The organism is Binatus sp. (SeqCode) (assembly GCF_050013435.1).
In the GTDB taxonomy this organism is placed as follows: domain Bacteria; phylum Desulfobacterota; class Binatia; order Binatales; family Binataceae; genus Binatus.
The window spans coordinates 21244-46436 of record NZ_JBEKFG010000014.1 but is presented as its reverse complement, the minus strand read 5'-3'; the positions used below and the strand labels follow the sequence as shown (position 1 = coordinate 46436).

The window sequence follows — 25193 nt, the reverse complement described above, 5'->3', positions numbered from 1 at the left end:
TATGGCCGCGAGTTGGCGAGAGAGCGAGATAATTCCGAGCCTGTTCGTCGGCGATCTTCAGGACGCGGGCGAATTCGAGGGGACGATTATCAGCGTGCTCCCCGATGTGCCGGAAATCGAACCGCCGCAGGCGATTCACATGCCGTTCCTTGCAGATGGGGTCGCGTCGCTGGACAGGACGGCGGCGCTGATAGAGGAAGAGCTCGCGCTGGGGCATCGCGTGCTGGTCCATTGCGAGGAGGGATGCGAGCGCGCGCCGCTGGTGGTGGCATGGTTCCTGAAAACGAAGCGTGGCAAGACGCTTGACGAAGCGTACGCGCTGTTGAAGAGCCAGCGGCCGATTATCGAAGACCGCCGGCGCTGGCTGGGTATCCACAGCCGATAGCCACTCCAAGGTGTTCGCGATGAATTGACTATTCGACGACGACGGCTCACGCTGGCGGCGTAGCGTTGACGTAAGGCTTATGGCCAATTTTCTCAACAGCGCGGTCGGGTACCTGGAAGCCGTGCTCAGACACGTAAGGTCGGCGTTTCATCGCTCGCGGCCATGGATTGCGCGCGCGCGCGAGTTGGGCCGTTCGCGGCGGGCGCGCAAAATCGGGGTGATCGTCGTCGCGGTTCTGCTGTTCCTGGGCCCTGCGGCTTACCTGGCGGTTCCGCCGGTGCTGCGGCATGTCCTGATCGGCCCCGTCGCCGACAGCATCCATCGCCAGGTGAGCGTGGGCAAAATCCGATTCAATCTTTATGCGCTGAAGCTCGACGTGGACCAGTTGCACGTTGGCGAGCGCGACAGTCCGCAACCGTTCGTCGATATCGGGCATCTGAGAGTGAAGGTTTCGTGGACGTCGATTTTCAGATTTGCGCCGGTAGTCGGCGAAGTCGTAGTCGAGCGGCCGGCGATCCATCTGGTTCGGGAGTCGCAGCAGCGCTTTAACTTTTCCGACCTGCTCGAGAGCGCGCCGACGCCGGAAAAATCGAAACCGGCTGTGCCGAGCGCGCCGATGCGATTCGCGGTTTCGAATATTCAACTGCGCGATGGCGAAGTGACATTCGACGATCAGCTGCTCGGCAAGCAACACAAGATCGAGCAGATTCAGATCAACGTGCCGTTTATCGCGAACCTGCCCTCCGACGTGGACGTGTTCGTCGAACCGCTGCTGCAAATGGTGATCGATGGCAGCCCGATTCGGATTGCGGGCGTGGCCAAGCCGTTCGAGGCGACGCACGATTCAGTCGTTGACTTGAAACTCCATCGGCTCAACTTGCCGCTTTACGTCAGCTACGCGCCGATGAAGTTGCCGGTTAAAATTCCGGACGGGACGCTGTCGGCGGACGTGTATGTGCATTTCGTGCAGGCGCAGTCGCAACCGCTGATTCGCCTGAACGGAACGGTAGCGCTGGATCAGCTCGACGTTCGCGACACGGCGGATGCGCCGATCGCCGCACTCAAACACGCCGAGGTGAAGCTGATCGACGTCGAGCCGCTGGGCGCGGTGTTCTATCTGCGATCTATCTGGATCGATGGACTGCTCGCGCATGTCAGGCTCAATCCCGACGGGACCAACAATCTCACGTCGCTTGCGAGCGGCAATGCGGCGCCGGCGAGCCCTCCAGCGCAAGCGGCGCCGGCGGGCAACATGACCCAGGCGGCCGTGCCAGTGGCGGGAAAATCCGCGGCGAAATCGCCAATGGATTTTCAGTTGGACTCGTTCGATCTCACCAACAGCGCGGTGGAGGTTCAGGATAACAGCGGCGCGGCGCCGGCGGTGGTGGCGGTGGATGCGCTCGGGGTCGGGCTTAAGAATTTTCGGACGGTCGGGAAAGCGCCCGCGTCGGTCACGGTTAACGGCAAGATTCGCAGCGGCGGCACGATCGCGGTCAAAGGCGCGCTCGATCTGGCGGATTCGCAGGTTACGACGGAGGTGTCGATCGATCAGGTCGACTTGCCGGCGCTGCAGCCGTTCGCTCAGTCGGTGCTGGCGGCCACGATCGCGTCGGGCAAGCTGAGCGCGAAGGCCAACGTACAGACGCATTTTGCCACCGATCATTTCAACGTGCATGCGGAGCCGGCGACCGTCGCAATCGAAAATTTCGAGATGGATGCGCCCCACGAACGTGAAAAACCGGTGCAGTGGAAAAGCCTGAGCGTCGCGATTAGACAGTTCGACCTGGCGGCGCGTCAGGCGACGGTCAGCGAAGTGCGCAGCGACGGGATGCATCTGTTCGTTCGCCGTGAGCGCGGCGGGAAATTGAGTCTCGCCGCGCTGATGCGCGGCGCCCCGGCGCCGCCGCCACCCAACAAGCGCACGAGCACGCGCGAAACGAGGCGAATGCCGCGCGAGACGCGGCGGGCGGCGCGCAAAACGGTCCAGCCCGCGGCACCGCCAGCGCCGCCGTCGCAGAGTTGGCAATATCAGATCGCATCGGTCGCGATGGAACAGACCGACGCCACCTTTGAGGACGACAATGCGCCGCAACCGGTCAAGGCGGCCGTAGCGCCGCTGAATCTGCATCTGAAGAATGTGTCGAGCGACTTCAGCAAGCCGATTGCAGTCGATGTTGACGGCACGCTGAATGGCAAGGGCACTTTCAAAGTTACCGGCACGGCGGCGATCGCGCCGCTGAAGGCCGACCTGCGAGTCGCAACAAAGCGCCTGGACCTGGCATTTGCGGATCCATACGTCAGCAGCAGCCTGAACGCGACGATCACCAGCGCGAACCTGACGATGGACGGCGCGGTTAGCTTGGAGCAGGCGCGCAACGATTTTCTCGTCAGTTATCGTGGCGACGCATCGCTCGGCAGCGTGCGGATGCTCGACAAGCTGACCAACGATCTGTTTTTCAGAATGAACGCGCTCAACGCGAACAAAATCGATTTCGCTCTCGGAAAAGGTCCGCCGAAGGTGCACGTGGGAGCGCTTACGCTGTCCAATTTTTATTCGCGCGTCATCCTGAACAGCACCGGCAAGTTGAATCTGAAAGACATCACCGCGAGCCCGCAAGAAGCGCCTACGTCGCTGACGCGAGCCACGGGAGCGCCGGGCTCGAAGGGGGCGGTTCCAGTGGCGCCGGCCTCGACGCCGACTCCGGCTGCCGCGCCAAGCCCAGCAGCTGCGACGGCTCCTGGAGCGAGTCCCGCGGCAGCGTCGAGTCCGGCGCAGGCTTACACAGGGCAGCCGATGAACGCCGACATCGAGTTGAACAAGATCACGCTCAAAGGCGGCAAAGTCGATTACACGGACAACTTTATCAAGCCGAACTACACGGCGAACCTGACCGATATGGAGGGCAAAGTCGGCGCGTTCGGAACAAAATCCACATCGCCGGCGGCAGTGTTACTCGACGGGAAAATTAACGGGAGCGCGCCGATCAACATCGATGGGTCCATCAACCCGCTCGCGCCGACTGCGTTCGTCGATATCAAGGCGAAGGCGAACGGTATCGAGCTGACGGGCCTCACCCCGTACTCGACCAAATACACCGGCTATCCGATCGTCAAAGGCACGCTGACGGTCGATGTTCATTATCTGCTGGATCAGGGAAAGCTGACGGCCGACAACCATATTTTCATCGATCAGCTGACGTTCGGCGATCACGTGGAGAGCCCGGATGCGACGAATCTGCCGATTCGATTCGCGGTCTCACTGCTCAAGAATTCGAAGGGGCAAATCGACCTGCGCGTGCCCGTGTCGGGGTCGCTCTCCGATCCGCAATTCAGCATCGGCAGCGTCATCTGGAGCGCGTTCAAGAACCTTCTCGTCAAGGCCGTGACGTCGCCGTTCTCGCTGATAGCGGCGGCGTTCGGCGGCAGCGGCGCACAGCAGGATCTCGGCTATATAGAGTTCGCGCCGGGCTACGCGACGCTGACGCCGGACAGTCAGAAGAAGCTGGATACGGTCGCGACGGCGTTGGCGGATCGAACCGCCCTGAAACTCAACATCGAGGGGCGCGTCGATCCGGCATTCGACAAGGATGGCTACCGCGAAGCGTCACTGGAGCACAGCATCCAGGCGCTCAGACACCAGGACGAGGGAGACAGCGCGGATGCGAATGCGAAGAGCGCGGCGCTGTCCACAGCGGACTACAACAAGTATCTGGCGCGAGTTTATAGCGCAGGAAAATTTCAGAAGCCGCGCGACGTCATCGGGTTTGCGAAGACGCTGCCGCCGGACCAGATGAAGAAGCTAATCCTCGCCAACACTGCGGTGAGCGATCAGGACCTGCAGCATCTGGCGGAGGCGCGCGCAAATGCGGTGCGCGCGTATCTGAGCACGAAACAAGTGGATGCGGCGCGGATGTTCATAATCGCGCCGAAGCTGGACGCCGCCGGAATCAAAGATCAGGGCAAGACGACGCGCGTCGATCTATCGCTCGAGTGATCGCGTCGGGCGATAGCTAGAGCGCGCCGAGATTGCGATCGGGGATCGCGTCCCAGGCGCGGCGCTCCTGGTCGCGAGGTGCATCCTCGAGGCTGGTATTGGCGCCGAAGACCATCGTTGGCCGGCGTGCCTCGGTGTAACTCGCCCAGGTACCGACACTTGCGCAGCCTGGATCGCCTGATCGTGCGAATGCCAGCCACGCGTCCTGCATCTGAACCGCCAGTTTTTCCGGGGCCGGGCCGGTGCCTGCGAACATGGTCATCCCGGGCAAGCGATTGGTGCCGAAGACGAAGCCAAGCTCGAGTGCGTGGCAGCATCCGAGCGCGCCGCCCATCGCGGGCGACGGCCACGTGAAGAGATAACTGAAAACGCGCGGATCGTGGCGTCCCTGAACTTGCGCGAGGCGCACGCCGGGGATGCGGAAAACCCGGTCAGTCTCGATTGCGGTGAACAGTTCAGCGGGCGTGACCGGCTCGCCACGCGCGGCGCGAGCCTTTTGGTAAGTATCGATGAGGGCATCGGCGGCGGGAGCGGTCAAACGCCCGCCGATACGCGCACCCAGGCGGCCGCGGTCGAGCTTGCGCAATGAAGCATCCATCAAGGCGAACAATTTCCATTCCTCGAGCGTAGAACCCACCATCACGGCCACGCCCGACGCCGAGCCGTCTGCGACCATCTCGATCGCGGCACGCGGCACCAGGCTACCGTCTGCTACCGGCTGATACGCCATCCCGAGCTCGGGATCGGGCGTCTTGCCATCGTCGAGGAGAGTGCCGGTGAGCAATTGCGCGGGTGTCAACGCGCGGATCGCGTGGTCGTCGCCGGGGCGCACCCCAAGCCTCGACAAGACTCGCTCGGCGGTGCGATTGGCGCGTGCGACGGAGGCGCCGGTGTGGCTCGCTCCGCTTTGCAATATCGCCTTGTGGAACAACCCGCGCGCAGACGGCATCGCCAGGATAGTTCCGACGCTCATGCCGCCGGCCGATTCACCGAAGATGGTGACGTTGCCGGGGTCGCCGCCGAACTCGGCGATATTGTCGCGGACCCACTGGAGCGCCGCGACTTGATCGAGAATTCCTTCGTTGCCGGTCGCCGGAATCTTGCCGTTGGTCACGTCGGCCAGGCGGATGAAGCCCAGTGGGCCGAGGCGATAGTTGACGGTGACGACGACCACGTCACCACGCCGTGCGAGAACGGAACCGTCGTAAAGAGGCTGCGAGCCGGAGCCGATGGTGAAGGCGCCGCCGTGAATCCAGACCATCACCGGGCGGCGCTTGCCGTCGAGCGCGGGAGTCCAGACGTTGAGCAACAGGCAATCCTCGGATTGTTCCCCATCAACCACCATCGCGGAGAGCGCGGTAAGCATCACCTGGTTCTGATGAGCTACCGCGCCAAAGCGCCGCGCGTCGCGCAGCCCGGTCCACGACGCGGGCTTCTCGGGCGCGAGCCATCGGCGTGCACCTGCGGGGGGAGCCGCAAACGGCACTCCTTTGAAGACGAATAGTCCGCCCTGATCGTCACCTTCGAGCTTGCCTTGATGAATGGAAACAGTCGCGCTCATGTGGATGGACCTCGATACGAGAATTGCGGAGATTCTCGCAGAATTCAGGTGCAGCTCACAAACGCAAAGGGCTTGCGCCCGGCCAAATCCCAAAACGGCACACATCGCGTCTAATCGCGCCGTGGGCTGCGCCGATTGATGAGCGATCGGGGTTTTTCCCCCGGTTATGCGACGAATTTTCGGGCATTGGACTTGCTTCAGTTAGGTAGATCCCGGCGATTGCCAGGGACGGGAAGGAGATTGGATGGGCGCTGCGCCCAAGCAGAACGACCTGAGCTCGCGTGAGAGGAGACCCCGGCATGACCAGTTGAACGCCGAAGCTTTGACTTCGGACGAGCTGGCGCGTGCGCGGGCGCGCACCACTTTGTTCGATTTGCGCGCCGTGGACGCAAGCGTAACCGGTTTGACGCGGGCGGGTGCGCTGCTGATTGTCTTCTTCAACCTGGTTTATGCAGCGGAGCACCGTTACACGTCTGGATCGACTTTCGACGCGACGCAGAGCCTTATTTTGGCCATGGTCGCCATCGGGGTCGTGTTTTTTATCCTGACCTTCACCGCCGCGATACCGCGCTATTGGCGCGAGATCGTCATCTTCGTCTGCACCTGGTTAATGGTAACGAACATTGTGATCGGTGCCGAATCGATGCGTGTCGAGCCGCTGTTCGTGTCAGTGCTTGTCATCGTGGTCGCTACGGGGACGCTGGCGCCGTGGGACTGGCGTTGGCAGGCGGCGATTAGCGTAATCGGGATGACTTGCTTTTACGTCCTCGGGCACGTGCATGGGGTTGTTGATTCCGATCCCTCTATGCATTGGCTGGGGCTGACGAACGCGGTCGGGCTCGCGCAGTCAAACGTCTATCTTCAGACGAAGAATCGGCGCGAACTCGCGCAACACCTCGAAGACGAGCGGAGCAGCGATCGGAAACTCAAGGAGAGCGAAGAGAAATTCCGGCAGATTTTCGAGCAAAGCAACGACATAGTCATGGTCAGCAGCCTGGATACCGGCAGGATCCTCGAGGTCAACAACCAATTCGTCAAGCGCAGCCGCTTGCCGCGAGAGCTGGTGATAGGCCGGCGCGCTACCGACTTGAATTTCTGGATGGAGCCGGCGATCCGCGAGCAATGCGCGAAGGCACTGCGAGAGACCGGCTCGGTGCAAAACATCGAGGCCGAGCTCACCGGCGTTGACCATACTAAACCGACGACCGCACTGATTTCCGCGGTCGTGGTCCGGCTCAACAATCAGAACTGCGTGATCAACGTGGTCCATGAAATCTCGGACATCAAGGAAGCGGAGCGGAAGGCGCGCAACAGCGAAGCGATGCTGCGCAAGATCTTCGACGCGAACCTCGATTCGGTATCGATCAACGATCCGATGACGCGGCGTTACACCGACGTCAATGCCGAGTTCTGCCGCTCGACGGGCTTTAGCCGAGAAGAGGTGCTGGGCAAGACTTATTGGGAGATCGGCGTGTGGCCGAGCCGGGAGGAATCGGATAATTTCGCGGCGGCCCTGGGCCGAACCGGCGAAGTCCGGAACATGCGGGCCGATTTTTACGCCAAAGATGGACGCCTAATCCCGTGCCTGATGTCCGGGGTGCTGCTGGAGCTGGACGGCAAGCTGAGCTGCCTGACAATCACACGCAGCATCGGCGATCTGGTGGCGGCGGAACAAAAGCTCATAGACAGCGAGGCCAGTCTGCGCAAAGTCTTCGACTCCATCCTGGACCCATTGTCGATCACCGACGTTGACGGCCGCTTTGTGGATGTCAACCCTGAATTTGCGCGACTCACTGAATATTCGCGCGAAGAGATAATCGGAGCGGTCTCGCCGGGGGTTGCCGGCAGCGGTTATGCAAGGCCTGGAGGCGAATACGTCGAGTCGCTGCGGACAACAGGCCAGGTGCGCAATTTCGAAGTGATAATTCGGAGCAAGAGCGGCGTCGAGATTCCCGTGCTGCTCTCATCGGCGGTGGTGAACCTGGGCGGCGCGTGGCGGGTGGTGACGATTTCCCACGATATTACCAAGCTCAAGGAACAGGAGCGAAAACTGCAGAGCAGCGAAGCGATGTTGCGCGAGATATTCGACTCGAATGTCGACAACATCGCGCTCACCGGCGTAAGCGACGGCATCATCATCGATGTGAACAATGAGATGGTGCGATCGGTCGGGCTCGCAAAAGCCGAAATCATTGGCAAGCGCTTCGCTGATCTCAACGTCTGGGTCAGCACCGAGCGGCTCGATCTCTTCCTGGAAACCCTGCGCAAACAGCGCGAGGTCCGCAACTTCGAAACCACCTTCCGCACCATCGGCGTCGGCACTTTCCCGGCGCTGATCTCAGCGGTGGTGCTCGAACTCGGCGGGCGCGAGTGCGTGCTGTCGATCACGCGCGATATCACCGACCTGGAGGCGGCACGGCAGAAGGCGCTGGCGGCCTCGAAGGCCAAGACCGAATTTCTGTCGAGCATGTCCCACGAGATTCGCACGCCGATGAATGCGATCCTCGGGATGGCCGACCTGATGGGCGAAAGCGATCTCGATTCGGAACAGCGGCGTTATCTCACCACCATCATCAGCAACGGCAACGCGCTGCTCGAACTGATCAACAGCATCCTGGATATCGCCCGGGTCGAGAGCGGGCGCCTGAGCCTGGAGGCGGTTGAGTTCGACGTTGTAGAGCTGACGGAGAAGGTGGCAGATACGCTGGCGGTGCGCGCCCACGAAAAGGGAATCGAACTCGCGGTGCGAATCGGCAGCGGTCTGCCGCCCATGCTGGTGGGCGATTCGCTGCGGCTGCGCCAGGTGCTCACCAACCTGATCGGCAACGCGATCAAATTTACCGGGCGCGGCGAAGTCGTGATCGACGTCGCGCTCAATCCCGGTCAGTCCAATCCGGGCAGCCTGCTGTTTTCGGTGCGCGATACCGGCATCGGGATACCGCCAGACGTGCTGCCCAAGGTTTTCTCCGCCTTCACCCAGGCAGACTCATCGACCACGCGAAAATACGGTGGCAGCGGACTTGGTCTGACAATCGTCGAGCGCCTGGTCGCGCTGATGGGCGGCAGAGTCTGGGTCGAAAGCGAACTGGGCACGGGCAGCACTTTCTATTTTACCGCGGAACTCGGCTTGCCAACCGCGGTCACCAACCAAAGCGAATCGCCGGAGCATCACGGCCCCGAGCTGTCCGGGGTGCGCGCGCTGGTGGTGGATGACAACGCGACCGCTCGATCGATCGCAAGCGCGATGCTGCTCTCCAGGGGAGCGCTAGTCAGCGAGGCTGGGTCAGGGGTCGAAGGACTCCTCGCGATCGACGATGCTAATCGCAATCTCGCGTCGTTCGGCCTGATGCTGGTTGATTTGCAGATGCCCGCGATGGACGGTTTCGAAATGATCCGGCGAATCCGGCTGGGCCCGAACGGAAATTTGCCGATCGTCATCCTCGTGACTTCCGGCGGCCTGACCACCCGGTTGAATGCGATGAAGGACCTGGGCGTGCATCATTACGTGGTCAAGCCGATCAAGCGCCGTGAATTGTACGCCGCTATTTGCCACGCAATGGCCGAGGTTGCCGCGCCCGCGGATGCAGTCGTCGAGCCTCGGCGTGAAGTGGCGCCGAACGGTTCCGCGGCGCATATGCTCGACCGCCCGCTCAGCATCCTGCTGGCAGATGACTCGGCGGATAATCGCCTGTTGATCGCGGCGTATCTGAAGAAGAGCCGCTACGTGCTCGACGAAGTGGAGGACGGCCAGGCGGCCGTGGACCGCTTCATGACGCGCGCCTACGACGTGGTCCTGATGGACATCCAGATGCCTGTGCTCGACGGTTACAGCGCCGTGCGCATGATTCGTCAATGGGAGACGGCTAGCCAACGTCGTCGCACGCCGATAATCGCGCTGACCGCCTCCGCGCTCGAACAGGACGTGCGCCGCGCGCATGAAGTTGGATGCGACCTGCATGTCAGCAAGCCGGTCAAGAAATCGACTCTACTCCAGGCGATTGCGGACGTGGTCGAAAACTCCGGGCACGATGACGCGGCCGCGAAGCCGAATTCGAACGGCGCGCCGGATGCAGCGAACGCGAGCGGGGACTAGCATCTGGCCGTGGCGACGGCAGCGCAGTGTTAAAAGACCGCGCCCGCGGCAGTCCCCGCGGCTCTCCCCCCTCGCCCCTTCTAGCGGGCCGTCAGGCCGCATCTTTGTTTTAACATTGAGTGCAGGGGTCACCCCTGCCGCGCGCGACGACGGAGCGCGGCCTTAACCTTGGGTGCAGGGGGCAGCCCCTGCCAGGGGTCACCCCTGCTCATAGCGTGTAGTGCACGTTGGTGAGTTGCTCGGACAGTTCCCAAAGCCGGGCGGCGGCCGCGGTGTCGCGAGCAGCTGCACTACAACCGACTTTGACCGGATGCCCCCACATCTCGCCGATACCGTCAGGGCCGATGTAATCGCCGCCGTGGACGTCGGATGCGACGGCAGCATACTCGGTAGGCAGCGCGCCCATCGCGGCGCTTTGCGCGAACAGGCTGTTGCCGACGGAGAAAAGAGATTCCATCATCGACGATCCCTGCATCCGCGGTCCCGCGGCTTGCAGATTGGTCGCCGCATAGCCGGGATGGCACGCGACGCTGAGCAGTTTTGCGCCGGATGCGTCGGCTCGCCGCTGCAACTCGAAGGTGAACAACAAGTTGGCGAGCTTGCTCTGCCCGTAAGCCATCCACTTGCGGTAGCCGTTGTGCCATTGCAGATCGTCGAAGCGAATTTTGCCCATGCGATGCGCGCCGCTGCTTACGTTGACCACTCGCGCGCCTTCAGTGGCGAGCAACCGATCGAGCAGCAGGCCGGTCAACGCGAAATGCCCCAGGTGATTGGTGCCGATTTGCATCTCGAATCCGTCCACCGTTTGACGGTACGGGATCGCCATGACGCCGGCGTTGTTGCAGAGCACGTGCAGCGCGGGATGTCCCAGATGAAACGCGTCGGCGAAGCCGCGCACTGACGCGAGGTTCGAGAGGTCGAGTTCCATCACCTCGACTTTGGCGCCGGGCGATGACGCGGAAATCTGAGCGGCGGCCGTTCGAGCCTTGCCCAAGTCGCGGCAGGCGAGAATGACATCGGCATGCTTGCGCGCGAACTCCAGCGCGGCTTCGTAGCCGATGCCACTGTTGCCGCCAGTTACGACGATCGTCTTCCCGGAAAGATCCGGCATGTCATCGGCGGTCCACGCTTTCTTGTCGGGCATAGTGGGCTTTCCTCCCGGTCGGCTGCACCAAGGCTATCACGGGATAGATCCTTGGTCACGGAGAAACATCGGCGCGCCCCCGCGCGCCTGCGGCAGCGGCCGCGCGCGACAACGGAGCGCGGCCTTAACGGTGGGTGCAGGGCTCAGCCCTGCCCGCCGGGCGCATCACTTCTCTGGCGAAGCGATGAGCGGTCGCGCTCCCTTGGGAAGCGCGACCGCTCAATCCGTTAGTTTTTACCTTTGCCGGACATGGCCAGCTTCTGAGTGAAGGTCGCCGCGTTGTCAGTAATGATCACCGTTGCGGAGGCACTGCCGGTTGTTGCAGTCGGGGTGAAGGTGACACCGATCGTGCAGGTGTCGCCGGCAGCAATGCTGTGGCCGCTGCAGGTGTCCGTACTCGTTGTGAAGGCGGTGTTGCCGTCAATGGTCGCAGAGGCGAATGCGATTGGGCCTACAGTGTTCGGGTTGGTTACCGTGACGGAAATGCTTGGATGATTACCGACCGTCACCGTGCCGAATGCAAACGACTTGGGCGAGAACGTCGGCGCCAGGAGCGTCCCCGTACCTTTCAGCACGATCGTCGCGGGGCTGTTCTTGGCGTTGCTCGTGATGGTCAGGCTTCCCGTGCGAGTGCCTTGCGCAGTCGGGGTAAAGGTCACTCCAACGGTGCAACTCGAATCTGTTGTTCCCTTGGGGTGCAGGATGGTTGAGCCGCTGAGGTTGCAAGGATTCGCGCCGGTACTTCTTACTATGCCGAAGCCGCTTGACGGCGTGATGCTATCGACGGTCATCGCGACCGTGTTGGGATTTGTCAGCGTCGCGGTTTTAACCGTAGTGCTTTGATGGCCCACTAGCGTGTTGGGAAACGATAATGCGGGCGAGAGGTTGATCAATCCGGGCACGCCAACGCCCCTAAGCGACGTCACGTTCGGGCTGTTGGGCGCATCCGAAGGAACGGTCAGCGTCCCCGTAAACGTTCCAACGGCTGTAGCGGCAAAATTGACGCCGACCGTGCACGACGCTCCGGGCTGCAGCGTTTTGCTGGAGCACTTATCGGAATACTCGCCGCTGGCCGGTATCCAGAATTGAGAGGGGCTGACCGTGACCTGGCCGATGGTGATCGAACCGCCCGATTGATTTGTCACCTTGACGAGTCTGGGCGGCGTAGGAGTCGTGCCGGAATTCAGGACGATGGAGTAACCGAACACTATCCCGTACGGCAGGACCTGCAGCGGACTGATACCTGGCGGGATGGCGACGAACAAAGGATCATACAGTTCCGTCAGCGGACCGCTGACCGTGTCAGTGGGGGAGCCTGAATAAGAGCTGCCGAGGCTGGCCAGCGGCGGATAGACGAACACGCTGATCGCGTCGTTGTCCGCCACATAGATATTTCCTCCGGAATCCAGTGCGATGCCGTATGGGCCCTCCAGGCCGGTGGTGCCCCCGCTGATGGTGGCGCTGGGGGGCTGGTCGGGATACGTATTCCCGGGGCTGCCCGGCGGCGGATAGACGAACACGCTGGCGGCGCAATCGTCCGTCACATAGATGTTGCTGCTGGAATCCAGCGTTATGCCGACTGGGCACCTTAAGCCGGTGCTGCCGCCGCTGATCGTGGCGATTGGCGGGGTGTCGCCGCTGCTCCCGGCCGAATAGACAAACACGCTGGCGGCTCTCTCATCCACCACATAGATGTTGCCGGTGAAATCCAGCGCGATACCGGCTGGCCCGCACAGGCCGGTGGCCTCCCCGCTGATGGTGGCCATTGGGACGGCGTCGCCGGTGCTCCCCGCCGAATAGACAAGCACGCTGGCGGTGCCATCGCACCCTCCGTCACCCTCGTCGGCCACATAGATGTCGGCGCTGGAATCCAGCGCAATGCCTTGTGGTGTATTTAGGCCAGTGCTCCCGCCGCTGATGGTGGCGATGGGGGCGGCATTGCCGTTGCTCCCGGCCGGATAGACAAACACGCCGGGGGCGTCTTTATCGGCCACATAGATTTTGCCGCTGGAATCCAGCGCGATGCCTTGCGGGTTGATCAGGCCGGTGGTCAAGACCGTGCTTATCGCGGCCTTGGGCGCGACACTGTACGTCGTCGGCGAGCCGGCGGCCCATCCGGAGCTCCCCAGCGGCGGATAGATCGTCACGCTGTTGGCGGTGTCGCCGTCCGCCGCATAGATATTGCCGCCGGAATCCAGCGCGACGCCTTCTGGGTTGGCCAGGTCGGTATTGTTCCCGCTGATGGTGGCTATGGGGGCGGCGTCGCCGCTGCTCCCCGCCGAATAGATCGTCACGGTCCACGGGCCGTAGTTCCCCACATAGATGTCGTCGCTGGAATCCAGCGCGATGCCTTTTGGGGTAGCCAGTTCCGTGCTGCTCCCGCTGATGGTGGTGGTTGGGGCCTCGTTGAGCGTCCCGGTGCTGCTCCCCACCGCCGGATAGACAAACACGCTGTCGCTTGTGTCTGCCACATAGATTTTGCGGCTGGAATCCAGCGCGATGCCGTATGGGGAGTCCAGGTTGGTGGCGGGCCCGCTGATGGTGGCGACCGGGGCGGCGTTGCCGCTGCTCCCCGCCGAAAAGACAAACACGCTCGGTAAGGTACCGCCCTGGTCCGTCACATACATGTTGTTGCTGGAATCCAGCGCGATGCCTTCTGGGGAGCTCAAGTCGGTGGCGATCCCGCTGATGGTGGCGATGGGGGCGACGTTGCCGTTGCTCCCCGCCGAATAGACGAACACGCTGGCGGCGACGTTGTCCACCACATAGATTTTGCCGGTGGAATCCACCGCAATGCCTTGTGGAGAAATCAGGCCAGTGTTGCTCCCACCGATGATGGCAATGGGAGCGGTGTCGCCGTTGCTCCCCGCCGCGTAAATGGTGATGGTGCCGACCGCGTTGGTGACGTATGTCTTCCCACTCGCGTCAACCGCCACCCATCCCGGCAACGCGAGGCCGGTAGGGGCGGGCGCCAGTGGGGAAGCGTAGCCGCTGATGGCCGAATATGCCGTCACGGCGATGGTGGTCCCGTCAGTAACAAAGAGGATCGGGTTCGGGGCCCCTCCGTAGGCGCGGACTGAAAACCGGTGCAGGCCGGCAATTGCCAATGCGGCCGCACAAAAGATCGCGACCATGCCAATGCGCACTTTTCCCCAAGGTGCCTTCATCAATTCCCCTCCCCGATGAGCTGGCCGTCAAACGGGAAATTGTGTCGGCCGGGCAGGCCAAAATTTCCATGTTGAGGGTTGACCCGATTAGCATCTAGCCCGCACGGATTGCAAACAGGAAGCTTACGCCCGGATTTGAGTCCAAAGGAACAGCTAGCGGCGAGAAAAGCCGCCGCGCGCCGCCGCTCGCGACAACGGAGCGCGGCCTTAACGGTGGCTGCAGGGCTCAGCCCTGCCCGTTGGCACGGCTGGCCAGTCTTAACAGATCGCGCGCCGTTGGCAGGGGCCGCGCCCGCCAACGGCGGGCGGCCTTAACATTGGGTGCAGGGCTCAGCCCTGCCCGTTGGCAGTGGACGCGCGCCAACTATCTCGTTAACCAATGATTCTCAGACTTAAGTATCATTGCGCGGGCTGCCAGCTCTTGTCGGGATCGTAGGTATCTATCGCCTTCGCTAGCACATCGGTTCCGGGCCCGAGGTCCTTCTGCATCACGTTCCCATCCGCATCGACGAGGAATGTCATCACCCCGGATGATCGATACGTCGCCGGATAGGCGAGCACTGCAAAACCGTTGCTCATCTTTGCATCGGCGACGTAGTCCTTGGCGCCGCCGGGCACGTTCGCGCCCTGCTTGGTCAATATTTTGAAATAGTAACCGTGAAAGGGTGTTGGCGTGCCTTGCGGGTTCGCTCGATATCCTTCCTTTGATGCTTGCGCGACCAACGGCCCGATCGGGCTCTCGGGCTCGCCCGCCGCAGCCTTCCAGTAGAGGCCGTCACGCGTGCCCTGATCGCTCAAGATCTTCCGCGCGTATTCCTTGGCGACACCATTGTCATGCGTCTGATCGTAGTATTCGTGCTGACCTGCGACGATTGCATTCAATGTCGCGATCGCGCTGCGCTCGTTCCCGCCGATGCGCCGAAAGAGAAGTTCCTCTTTTCCGTAAGACGTATCGAAATACCAACCGGCGGAATTTTTATCGAGCGGAATGGGCATCGGCCAGTTCTCCGCGCCCACTATCAGGAACAGCTTGCCATCGGGCCCATGGCTGAAACGATGCATCTGATCATAGTCCTTCAGAAAGTTCTGGACCGAGTTTTTATCCGCCACCGGATCGCCCGAATTGAGTAATCCCTGCGATTCCTTGCCGAAGATCGTTATGAGCTCCGGCCTATCGTCTTTGCGCAGCGCATCGACCATCGCGTGAGCCGCGTCCTCTGGGGAATTGAATGTCTTTTGCTGTTCGGCCGCTGCCGCCCAACTCTGCAGCGTCGCGGTCAGCGACAGAACCAGCAAGCAGGCGCCGATGCGACGCGCGATTCTGGGTAGAGATTGCACGATAGTTCGATCCTTTTTTCCCCCGATCCCACGTTGTTTCATCAGCGTCGGCCTCCCCTGAATCCGCCGCCACCGCCAAAGCTTGAACGCCCGCGGGAGCTATCGCCCCACGCGTCTCCGCCCGGGCGAGATCCGCCGAACGCGTTGGATCGTCCCTCGCCGCCGGAATTACCGTAGCCGCGATCGCTGCGATTGGAATTGCTCGCATTCTTGTTCCAGGCGTTCTGCGCCTGGTTCCGATTTTGGTCCTTGTTCCAATTGTTTTTGGCCTGGCTATTGTTCCAATCGTTTTTCGCCTGGTTCCGATTCGCGTTATTCAAGTTGTTTTTGTTCCAGTTGTTGTGGTTGTTCCAGTTGTTGTTATTGTTTTTGTTCCAGTTGTTGCTGGAATTGTTCCACCCGCGATAGTTGTTGGTGTTCGAGATGTAAACGTTGTGATTGTATGAAACGTTGCCGCCATGCCAGTTGCAGTTCCAGTTGTTAGAACCCCATCCATCGCTTGAGCCGATCAATGCGCCCACCGCGATTCCGGCGCCAAACGCCAGTATTCCGGTCATCGCGAGGTCAGCTCCCGAATAGCCCGGATAGGCCGCCACGGGCGCTCCGTAAACAACCGTCGGGTTGTATTGCGGAACGTAAATGACTTGCGGATTGGCCGGCGCGATTATGATCGTCTGCCCCTGCGCTACGACCGTCTGCTGGTCGTTCGATTGCAACGAGCCCGCCGCCTGCGCCCGCGCACGCATGACCTGCACGGCCTTCAGGACGCCCTGCGGATCGCTGTAGTAGGCCTCGCCCAAAGCCGAGGTCCACGACAGGTTGGTATTCATGTTGTCCAGGACCTTTGGAAACGCCGTCAATGATTTGACGCTCGGATCCCAGGACTGAGAGTTGGCCGCCTGGGCCAGCTGGTTCGCTGAGAGTCCGGAATTGCTCTGCATCCACCGCTGCGCTTCTACTATTTGGGTAGGATAGGACGAGGCCGCGAGGATCTGGCCCACCAGCGTATCGGGATAGAGCGCGATAGGCGCTACCAGTTGATGCAATTCCGCTGTGGTTGGCCCCGGGTTCGCTGTATCCCCGGCTCCTTGCGCATAAGCGGTCAAGGGCGATGGCAACGCCATTTGTGTCCAGATCAGCACAAACGCGAAAGTTCTGCAGAAATGCAACATCCGTGTTCCTCCGGGAAAATCGGTATGGCGCTCCTGGCGGTACCTGCCTCGTGGATCAGCATCCGCGAAGCATTCGCGCCATCGACTGGCAGCGCATTCTGAATCGCGCGGTCGGGGTGCGGCCCGACTTGGGCTCACCTTATGCCCTTAATCCGGACTATCCATTTTGAATCCTGATTTAAACTCGCACCGACACCGGGCGCTTTGCAAACACAAAGTTTAAGTTCGGTTTGAGGCCAAAGTAAGAGCTAGCGGCGAGAAAAGCCGCTGAGCGCCGCCGCGCGCGACAACGGAGCGCGGCCTTAACGGTGGGTGCAGGGCTCAGCCCTGCCCGGCGAGCGCCGCGATTCGCCGCATATCCACGTTCGCTTCCAGTACGTCGGCGATTCGATCGAAGGCCGTGCGGCGATTGGCGTCGGCGTCATCCTGCGGGGCGGATTTAAGCGGGGCGAGTCCTTTCGAAGTCCTGATCTCATCGAGAAAGTTTCGGCGAAAGCCGGCGGAATCGAACATTCCGTGAATCGAAGTGCCGATCACTCGTCCATCGTCTGATCGGGCGCCCTCCAATTCGTTCACCGCGCTGGAGTCCCGGTGCGTCAACCTGAACAGCGCCTGGGAAGCCGCAATACCGGTGATGCGCCCGGAGTGAATCTCGTAGCCGGAAACGGGGAGGTTTGTCGAAAGATGCATTGCACGGATTCGATCGGTGATTTTCCCGGTCTCGAAGGTGGTTTCTATTTCGAGCAATCCCAACCCAATCGTTTCAACCGTATCGCTCTCGACCCGGCCGGCGTCTATGATGCGCCGTCCAAGCATCTGGTACCCTCCGCAGATTCCAAGCACCCATCCACCGGCGCGACGGTGCCGGACAAGGAAGTTCTCCCAGCCCGATGCGCGCATCCATTTCAGATCGCCGACGGTGTTCTTGGTTCCCGGGATGATCAGAACGTCAAGGCGCGGCGCCATGCCTGGATCGCTCAAGTAGTGCACTGCCACATCCGGTTCGACCTCGAGCGCTTCGAAATCCGTATAGTTGGAAATACTCGGCAGGTGTATCACTCCGATAGCAATTGGCTTGTCGCCGGGACGCGTCGCGATCCCGTCCAACATGGCGGCATCCTCTTGCGGCAGTCCCAGGTTATGCTGCCAGGGGATCACTCCGAGTACCGGGACACCGGTGCGTTGCTCGAGAAAGCGAAGCCCGGGTTCCAGCAGCTTTTGATCGCCGCGGAACTTGTTAATCAGCACTCCCTTGATGCGCCGCCGTTCCTCTGGCGCGAGCAGCTCGAGCGTGCCGACGATCGAGGCAAAGACTCCGCCCTTGTCGATGTCCGCGACCAACAGAACGGGTGCGTCGGCCAGTTTGGCGATTTCCCAGTTGACTATGTCGCGATGCCGCAGATTGATCTCCGCCGCACTGCCCGCGCCTTCGATAACAATCAGCTCAAAATCCCGGGCCAGATTGTTATAGCTACTGACCATCTCAGGCCATGCCTCAGTACGGTATCGCTCATAGTCATTTACCCCCATCTGAAACCGCGCTCGGCCCCGAATCACTACCTGGCAACCCATGCCGGACTGCGTTTTCAACAGCACGGGATTCATGTCGGGGCTCGGTTCGAGTCCGCACGCCTGGGCCTGCACGGCCTGTGCACGTCCGATCTCGCCGCCACCGGGGCAAACCGCCGCGTTGTTCGACATGTTTTGCGATTTGAAGGGCGCTACGCGGACACCGGCGCGCGCGAACACACGGCACAGCGCAGTGACAACCACGCTCTTGCCGACGTCCGACGCCGTGCCCATCACCATCAAGCTCCTGGCGCTCAAAACGCGATTCCTTTTGAAGCGACGCTCACGGGAGCCATAGCATCTGCGATACGGTAGACTGTTTCAATACAGGTCCGGTTCAACAAGGAGCGAAGTAAGATGCAAATGGGAATGGTCGGGCTCGGCCGAATGGGCGCCAACATGGTGCGGCGCCTGCTGCGCGGCGGTCACGAGTGCGTGGTGTTCGATGTGAGCGCCGCCGCGGTCAAGGAATTGGCAAAGGAGGGCGCCATCGGCGCGTCGTCACTCGACGACTTCGCCGCCAAGCTCAAGCTGCCGCGCGTGGCGTGGATGATGGTGCCGGCGGCCGTAGTCGAGCAGACGGTGGCGGACCTGTCGAGCCGATTCCAGCGCGACGACATCATCGTTGACGGCGGCAATTCGTATTACATCGACGACATCCGGCGCGCCGAATCCCTCCAGACGAAAGGGATTCACTATGTCGATTCAGGCACCAGCGGTGGCGTCTGGGGACTCGAGCGCGGCTTTTGCCAGATGATCGGCGGCGAGCCGCAAGTCGTGAAGCATCTCGATTCGATTTTTGCCACGCTTGCGCCGTCGATCGATTCCGCCCCGCGCACTCCGGGCCGCGAGAAAGTGAAGGGCAGCACCGCGGAGCAAGGTTATCTGCATTGCGGACCCAACGGCGCGGGCCACTTCGTGAAAATGGTTCACAACGGAATCGAGTACGGAATCATGGCGGCGTATGCGGAGGGGATGAACATTCTGCGCAACGCCAACGTGGGGATGCAGACGCATGCGGTGGATGCGGAGACCACGCCGCTGCGCAATCCCAAGCTGTACCAGTACGAGTTTAATCTCACCGACGTCGCCGAGGTATGGAGGCGTGGCAGCGTGATCGCATCGTGGCTGCTGGACCTGACCGCCAACGCGCTGCTCGGCGATCCGGAGCTGAAGAAGTTTACCGGGCGGGTGTCGGATTCGGGCGAAGGCCGATGGACGATCGACGCGGCGATCGATGAGGGCGTCCCCGCGCATGTGCTTACCGCCGCGCTCTACGAACGCTTCGGCTCGCGAGGCGCGGCCGACTTTGCGGACAAGCTTCTGTCTGCGATGCGCTACGAGTTCGGCGGACACCTGGAGAAGAAGGCCTAGAATCGTGCTTACGATCTGGAGAGAAAACGGAATATGACATCGCTGCGTGAAGTATTGAACCGTGCGGAGGCGGACAGAGTTGCCGTCGGTCATTTTAATTTTTCGGACCTGGTCGGATTCAACGCGATCGTTGCCGCCGCGCGCGACCAGAGATTGCCCGTGATGCTGGGTCTGTCCGAGGGCGAACGCGAGTTCACCGGCGTCCGACAGGCCGCGGCGTTGGTGAAGGCGGTTCGCGACGAGTACGACTATCCGATTTTTCTCAACGCCGACCACACTCACTCGATCGCCAATGCTGAGGCGGCGGCGAAAGCGGGATTCGACGAAATCATCTTCGACGGGTCGGCGCTTCCCTTCGAGGAAAACATCGCCCAGACCCGCAAAGCGATCGAGGCGATCAAATCGATCAACCCTGCGATTCTTGTCGAGGGCGAGATCGGCTGGATTGGCGCGTCGTCGGCTGTGCTCGACAAGATTCCCGACGGCGTCGGTGTATTGACCACGGCGGATGAGGCGAAACAATTCGTCGACGCGACTTTAGTTGACGTGTTGTCGCCGGCAGTCGGCAACATGCACGGAATGCTCGCAAGCATGGTTCACGGCAATGTTCGGAAAAGGCTGAACATCGAGAGGATCGCGGAGATCAAAGCAGCGGTCCGGATCTTCATGACCTTGCACGGCGGGTCGGGCACCAACGACGACGATTTCAGGCGGGCGATCAAGTCCGGCATGACTATCGTCCACGTCAACACCGAACTGCGGCTGGCATGGCGAAGGGGAGTCGAAGCGGGGCTGGCAGCGGCGCCGAACGAGGTGGCGCCCTACAAGATCCTGGGGCCCGCGGTCGAGGCGGTGAAAGAGGTGGTTAGTTCGCGGCTCGAGCTGTTCAGTTCAAGATAGCGGCCTGGTTGCTATTTGTCGGTCGTCGGCAGATTGACGAATACCGCGGCCGTAACGACCGTAGTCCACAGACCGTCGCGATCGCCGATTGCGGATTGCGTGATGTTTCGCGTCTGAACGATTTTATCGGACAGCTTCCATACGTCCTTGCGTTCGTCGTAACTGACGTTGGGGTCGAAGTCCACGCCGAGCGCCGTCGCGAGCATCGTGGCGGCGAGATCTTCGGCGTAGTCGCCGGCCTTCTCGTCGGTTTGCCCGAAACTCTTGTGCTCGGACAGATAGCCGTATTGATCCTTGTCGGCCGGAATTGCCAGTCCGACCGACGAAGCCATCAAGCGATGCGGTTCGTCGGTGGAGTTGTCGTACATGACGGTGTAAACGATCTGGCCGGGAGTCAGGGTCTTCAGTCCGTCCTGGATCGAGACGACTTTGCATCCGGGAGGGAAAATCGAGCTGACTCGAACGAGATTGAACTCGGCGATCCGCGCGTCGCGAAGCGCGAGCTCGAAGGATGTAAGTTTCTCGCGATGCCTGCCGACGCCCTTGGTCAGAAAAATGCCTTTGCCTGTTGGACCCATCTGCTTTCGACCCTCAATTCGATTTCGTCATTTAAATAGAGCAAGCGCAAGCGTTTTGCTAGATTGCGTGCCTGTGATCCGCGCGTGACAACGGAGCGCGGCCTTAACATTGGGTGCAGGGGTCACCCCTGCCGTGAACAATGTTCGGTGAAGCGGTAAGTATGGTGCCTTAAAAGAATTTCGCCGAGGTGAATCGTGATCGAGACGAATCCATTTGGAAATACCGGCCATCAGAGCACGCGGGTTATTTTCGGTGCCGCCGCGTTGGGCGGGATGAAGCAGGACAAGGCCGACCGGGTGCTCGAGGTGATCCTCGAATACGGCATCAATCACATCGACACGGCGGCGTCGTACGGCGATTCGGAATTGCGGATCGGTCCGTGGATGCGGGAGCATCGCAAGCGGTTTTTTCTCGCCACCAAGACCGGCGAGCGCACGTATGAAGCCGCGCGCGCGAGTCTCCATCGATCGCTGGAGAGGCTGCGGGTCGATCAGGTGGACCTGATCCAGATGCACAACCTGGTCGCCGAGAATGAATGGGAGACGGCTCTGGGAGCGCACGGCGCGCTCGAAGCGCTGGTCGAGGCGCGCACCCAGGGGCTGGTGCGGTTCATCGGAGTTACGGGTCACGGCTCGCAGGTTGCCGCGATGCATCGCCGCAGCCTGGAGCGGTTCGCATTCGACTCGGTGCTGTTTCCATACAATTTTACAATGCTGAACATCGGACAGTACGGCGCCGACGTCGAGGCGCTGTTGAAAGTTTGCCGCGAGCGCGGCGTCGCGACGCAAACGATCAAGTCGGTTGCGCGGCGGCGATGGTCCAATGGCGACGGCCCGAAATTCAGCTGGTACGAGCCGCTTCGCGATCGCGACGCGATCCGCAGGAGCGTCCACTTCGTTCTGAGCCGGCCGGGACTGTTCCTGAATACCTCGAGCGACGCGACCATCCTGCGCGAAATCCTGGATGCGGCGAGCGTGAAAGCGGTGGCGCCGTCGCGTGCGGAGATGGAGGCTGACGTGGCGCGCTATGCGATGGAGCCGCTGTTCATCCCCGGCGTGTTAGACACGATCTGAAGGCGCAGACTAGATGACCTTGCGGAAGGCGAGCGCGGGCGGGATTCGGGCTGCTTCGAAGATTGGGACGACGCCGCTCACTATACTGACGGCTAGCGCGGCGATTAGCGCATTGAGGGTTTGCGCGGGAGTGACCCACAGCGCGCCGTTGCCGCCGAGCGCGGCGCCGAGCGTGATGCCGCCGGAGAACATCCAGAGCGCGGCGCCGGCGCCGACGATTCCGCCGAGAAATCCGATCGCGCCGCATTCGCCGAATAGCAGAAGGGCGACGGTGGTGCGGCTGAAGCCGATCGCACGCATCACGGCGACGTCGCTGATTTGTTCGCGGACCATCATGACGGTGGAGTTGGCGGCGATGAGCAGGACGGTCAGCAAGACGACGAGGCATAGCGCGAACACGATAGCCCTGATATTGCCGATGGCGGAGAGGCCGGAGGAAAGCGCGTCGCTCTCGGTCATGGTGCGCGTTTCGGCGTCGGAATTGGCGAAGTGCTCGTCGATCTGTCTGGCGAGCGGGCCCATCGCGTCGGCGCTGGTGGCGCGGACGATGATGTTCCAGGCGATGTCCTGGTCGGGCAGCCCGTGCGCTTTGCGCGCCGCCATCAGGTAGTCGCGCCGCATGAGAAAGGTGTTGGGATAGCGCTTCGACGCCATCTGGCCGCCGATGATGAAGGTCATCTCCATATGGTCTGAGTCGGTGGCGCGCAGGGTTACAGTATCGCCGATCTTCCAGCCGTATTTGCGCATGAGAATCTCGCCGACGATGGCGGTGCGCTTTTCTTTGGCGCTCGCCTCGCGCTGCTGGTTGCTCAACGCGTAGTCGGGGAACACGTCGCCTATCTCGGGTCCGGCGCCGACGCCGAAGACCGGCTCGCTGACGTCGCGCCACGTCGCGAACCATCCCGTGATCGCGACGCACGCGGCGACGCCTGGCATTTTATTGATGTCGTCGCAATAGCGCGCGGGCAGATCCTCCCACGGCGCGGTCTTGTTGACGGTTATGAGACGGAGCGTGCCGGACGCGTCCTTGACCACGCGATCCATCGAAGCCGGCACCGACACCAGGACGGTGTAGATGAAGGTGGCCATCGCGATGGTGAGGATAGTCAGAATCGTGCGGCGCAAATTTCGGCGCATATTGCGCTCGGCCAATTTGATCCAGTTGAACACGATGATTCCCGCTTAGACCGAGCGCAGCGATTCAACCAGATCGAGGCGCGAAGCGCGCCATGCGGGCAGCAATCCGCCGAGCGCGCCAATCGCAATTGCGGCGATCATTCCCGACGCGAACGCGCCCGCGGTCAGCCGAAACCTGAAGATGAACTCGCCGACGTTCATGAGCTGGCTGCTCAGTCCGGTCGAGTACGCGACCAACACCCCGAGTATCTCACCGAGCACGCCGCCGGCGAGCGCGAGCACGATACTCTCGATTACGAAACTCGCGAGCACGTTGAACCGGCTGAAGCCCAACACTCGCAGCACGCCGATCTCGCTGGTGCGGCGCGCGACCGCGGAGTACATCGTGTTCATCGCGCCGAACACCGAACCAATCGCAAGAATCAACGCGACGACGAGGCCGAGCGCGCGCAACTGATCGACGAACCCGGTTTGTTTCGCGTAAAATTCCTGCTCCGACATCGTGTCGACTTTGACCCGCGAATCGGTCGTCAGCGACCTGGCGAAATCGGCCTGCGCGGCGGGCTTGAGGACGACGTGAAGCACCTGGAAGCCGTTGGCGACGTGGATATCCTGGGTCAGGATGTCGAGATCGGTCAGCACTTCCGACTCGCGCGCGCTGTCGTGATCGGAAAAGATGCCGACAATTTTGAAAGTGCGCCGTCCAAATTTGAAATCGCTTCCGACCGCGAGGTTATGAAAACGCGCCGCCAGCTTGCGGCCGACGACCATCTCGGCAGTGCCGCGATTTGGCCAGCGCCCGCTTTCCAATCGCATCTCGCGATGGACCTGGTAAGCGATTGGATAGACGCCGCGAAGCAGCGTTAAGATCGCGCTGGGAGGCTCAGCGTCGGGGACCGGATTGAAACCGGTGATCACCTCGGGCGAGACGAGCGCCTGGCCGCCGGGAGCGGCCGCGATTTGCGGGCGGCTCTTGATGATCTCGTATTGCTCGCGCGAGATGAAGCTGCCGCCCTCGTTGGTCGTGCCGCGGCTTAGCACGATCCAGTTGCCGGTGAGCGCGTTGCCCATCACGGTCGCGCGCAGGCCCGCGACGAAGCCCGACAGGATGAACAGGAGCATCACGACCAACGCCACCACCGACGCCGTCATCACGCTGGTCGCGCGGCGAACCATCAGGCTGCGCAAGTTGTAACGAATCGGGATCACTTTGCCCCCCGGGAAATCATGGCGGGTTGAGCGGCCGTTGCCCGGTCCGGAAAGGTCTGGATTCTAAACTGTCGCCGCGCGTGTTCCTAGGCAGGGGTGACCCCTGCACTCAGTATTAAGAAGACGCGAATCCTGGCGTGCAGTCTCGGGCCGTTTAGTTGCGGAGTGCGTGTGGCGCCAGCGGCTCGGAGCGATCGGTTCGGTCGCCGAAACGGCGAATCAGGTAGAGCAGCGGGCCGACACTGCCGAGCGCCAGAGTGAGCAGGAGATAGGGAAGTGCGGAGACGTGACGCTGTCGGGCGTCGTCGCTCATCCAGACCAGGATCAGAACCAGCGCGATTGCGAGATCGACGAAAGCGGTGAAGCCGGCGAAATTCGCGAAGATCATGCGGAAGAAGCCTACAAAGCCGTAGAGGGAAACTGCGTACGCGTCCAGCGCGAGTAAAACGATCATAGCGGCAGAAAGTACGAGTTGCTTGCGATTCATCGCGTCCTCCG

The 25193-nt window shown here is 61.5% G+C and carries 16 protein-coding genes; 6 read left to right on the top strand and 10 right to left on the bottom strand.

What is annotated here, in order from left to right; genetic code table 11:
* Window position 1 precedes the first annotated feature (1 nt).
* Together ABSB13_RS04735 and ABSB13_RS04730 are read left to right on the top strand one after the other, a co-directional pair.
* Window positions 2-385, top strand: coding sequence for a dual specificity protein phosphatase family protein (locus ABSB13_RS04735; RefSeq protein ID WP_428105898.1), 384 nt, complete (start codon window positions 2-4; stop codon window positions 383-385).
* 79 nt (window positions 386-464) lie between these two features.
* Entirely contained in the window at window positions 465-4379 is a 3915-nt protein-coding gene (locus tag ABSB13_RS04730; RefSeq protein WP_428105897.1) for a DUF748 domain-containing protein, read from the top strand.
* A 16-nt stretch (window positions 4380-4395) separates the two neighbouring features.
* Here ABSB13_RS04730 and ABSB13_RS04725 read toward each other — a convergent pair whose 3' ends face one another.
* The gene (locus ABSB13_RS04725; protein WP_428105896.1) at window positions 4396-5940 is read right to left on the bottom strand and encodes a carboxylesterase/lipase family protein; all 1545 of its coding nucleotides are present in this window, start codon (window positions 5938-5940) and stop codon (window positions 4396-4398) included.
* A gap of 307 nt (window positions 5941-6247) precedes the next feature.
* Between ABSB13_RS04725 and ABSB13_RS04720 the strand changes: the two genes are divergently transcribed.
* Window positions 6248-10033 carry a PAS domain S-box protein gene (locus ABSB13_RS04720; RefSeq protein ID WP_428105893.1) on the top strand — a complete coding sequence of 1262 codons (3786 nt, stop codon included), beginning with the start codon at window positions 6248-6250 and terminating at the stop codon, window positions 10031-10033.
* A gap of 208 nt (window positions 10034-10241) precedes the next feature.
* On the opposite strand, the gene ABSB13_RS04715 is transcribed toward ABSB13_RS04720, so the two are convergent.
* From ABSB13_RS04715 to ABSB13_RS04695, 5 genes are all read right to left on the bottom strand, one after another.
* A complete protein-coding gene (locus tag ABSB13_RS04715; RefSeq protein ID WP_428105891.1) occupies window positions 10242-11177 on the bottom strand; it encodes an oxidoreductase in 936 nt (311 codons plus the stop codon).
* Between the two features lie 227 nt (window positions 11178-11404).
* Window positions 11405-14344, bottom strand: coding sequence for a choice-of-anchor D domain-containing protein (locus ABSB13_RS04710; RefSeq protein WP_428105889.1), 2940 nt, complete (start codon window positions 14342-14344; stop codon window positions 11405-11407).
* A gap of 399 nt (window positions 14345-14743) precedes the next feature.
* Window positions 14744-15724 carry a DUF2950 domain-containing protein gene (locus ABSB13_RS04705; RefSeq protein ID WP_428105887.1) on the bottom strand — a complete coding sequence of 327 codons (981 nt, stop codon included), beginning with the start codon at window positions 15722-15724 and terminating at the stop codon, window positions 14744-14746.
* On the bottom strand, window positions 15724-16728 hold the full coding sequence (locus ABSB13_RS04700; RefSeq protein WP_428105885.1) for a DUF3300 domain-containing protein: 1005 nt from the start codon (window positions 16726-16728) through the stop codon (window positions 15724-15726). The genes ABSB13_RS04705 and ABSB13_RS04700 overlap by 1 nt, the downstream gene beginning before the upstream one ends.
* A 447-nt stretch (window positions 16729-17175) precedes the next feature.
* The gene (locus tag ABSB13_RS04695; RefSeq protein WP_428105883.1) at window positions 17176-18681 is read right to left on the bottom strand and encodes a cobyric acid synthase; all 1506 of its coding nucleotides are present in this window, start codon (window positions 18679-18681) and stop codon (window positions 17176-17178) included.
* Window positions 18682-18780: 99 nt separating this feature from the next.
* On the opposite strand from ABSB13_RS04695, the gene gnd reads away from it, so the two are divergent.
* Both gnd and ABSB13_RS04685 read left to right on the top strand, forming a co-directional pair.
* Complete coding sequence (gene gnd / locus ABSB13_RS04690; protein WP_428105880.1) at window positions 18781-19797, top strand: phosphogluconate dehydrogenase (NAD(+)-dependent, decarboxylating); 1017 nt, start codon at window positions 18781-18783, stop codon at window positions 19795-19797.
* A 33-nt stretch (window positions 19798-19830) separates the two neighbouring features.
* On the top strand, window positions 19831-20697 hold the full coding sequence (locus ABSB13_RS04685) for a class II fructose-bisphosphate aldolase (protein WP_428105878.1): 867 nt from the start codon (window positions 19831-19833) through the stop codon (window positions 20695-20697).
* A gap of 11 nt (window positions 20698-20708) precedes the next feature.
* Here ABSB13_RS04685 and ABSB13_RS04680 read toward each other — a convergent pair whose 3' ends face one another.
* Window positions 20709-21275 carry a pyruvoyl-dependent arginine decarboxylase gene (locus ABSB13_RS04680; protein ID WP_424674160.1) on the bottom strand — a complete coding sequence of 189 codons (567 nt, stop codon included), beginning with the start codon at window positions 21273-21275 and terminating at the stop codon, window positions 20709-20711.
* 195 nt (window positions 21276-21470) lie between these two features.
* On the opposite strand from ABSB13_RS04680, the gene ABSB13_RS04675 reads away from it, so the two are divergent.
* Complete coding sequence (locus ABSB13_RS04675; RefSeq protein WP_428105876.1) at window positions 21471-22349, top strand: aldo/keto reductase; 879 nt, start codon at window positions 21471-21473, stop codon at window positions 22347-22349.
* Between the two features lie 9 nt (window positions 22350-22358).
* On the opposite strand, the gene ABSB13_RS04670 is transcribed toward ABSB13_RS04675, so the two are convergent.
* The 3 genes from ABSB13_RS04670 to ABSB13_RS04660 all read right to left on the bottom strand — a co-directional run bounded on the left by ABSB13_RS04670 (window position 22359) and on the right by ABSB13_RS04660 (window position 25182).
* Complete coding sequence (locus ABSB13_RS04670; RefSeq protein ID WP_428105874.1) at window positions 22359-23519, bottom strand: ABC transporter permease; 1161 nt, start codon at window positions 23517-23519, stop codon at window positions 22359-22361.
* A gap of 12 nt (window positions 23520-23531) precedes the next feature.
* Window positions 23532-24695 (bottom strand): ABC transporter permease, encoded by a 1164-nt coding sequence (locus ABSB13_RS04665; RefSeq protein WP_428105872.1) that lies wholly within the window; start codon window positions 24693-24695, stop codon window positions 23532-23534.
* A 154-nt stretch (window positions 24696-24849) separates the two neighbouring features.
* Window positions 24850-25182: a DUF2834 domain-containing protein gene (locus ABSB13_RS04660; RefSeq protein WP_428105870.1), complete on the bottom strand. Its 333-nt coding sequence runs from the start codon at window positions 25180-25182 to the stop codon at window positions 24850-24852.
* Window positions 25183-25193 lie beyond the last annotated feature (11 nt).

Coding starts and splice junctions, on each gene's coding strand:
- ABSB13_RS04735 (WP_428105898.1), top strand. CDS start 2: ATGGCCGCGAGTTGGCGAGAGAGCGAGATAATTCCGAGCCTGTTCGTC.
- ABSB13_RS04730 (WP_428105897.1), top strand. CDS start 465: ATGGCCAATTTTCTCAACAGCGCGGTCGGGTACCTGGAAGCCGTGCTC.
- ABSB13_RS04725 (WP_428105896.1), bottom strand. CDS start 5,940: ATGAGCGCGACTGTTTCCATTCATCAAGGCAAGCTCGAAGGTGACGAT.
- ABSB13_RS04715 (WP_428105891.1), bottom strand. CDS start 11,177: ATGCCCGACAAGAAAGCGTGGACCGCCGATGACATGCCGGATCTTTCC.
- ABSB13_RS04710 (WP_428105889.1), bottom strand. CDS start 14,344: ATGAAGGCACCTTGGGGAAAAGTGCGCATTGGCATGGTCGCGATCTTT.
- ABSB13_RS04705 (WP_428105887.1), bottom strand. CDS start 15,724: ATGAAACAACGTGGGATCGGGGGAAAAAAGGATCGAACTATCGTGCAA.
- gnd (WP_428105880.1), top strand. CDS start 18,781: ATGCAAATGGGAATGGTCGGGCTCGGCCGAATGGGCGCCAACATGGTG.
- ABSB13_RS04685 (WP_428105878.1), top strand. CDS start 19,831: ATGACATCGCTGCGTGAAGTATTGAACCGTGCGGAGGCGGACAGAGTT.
- ABSB13_RS04680 (WP_424674160.1), bottom strand. CDS start 21,275: ATGGGTCCAACAGGCAAAGGCATTTTTCTGACCAAGGGCGTCGGCAGG.
- ABSB13_RS04660 (WP_428105870.1), bottom strand. CDS start 25,182: ATGAATCGCAAGCAACTCGTACTTTCTGCCGCTATGATCGTTTTACTC.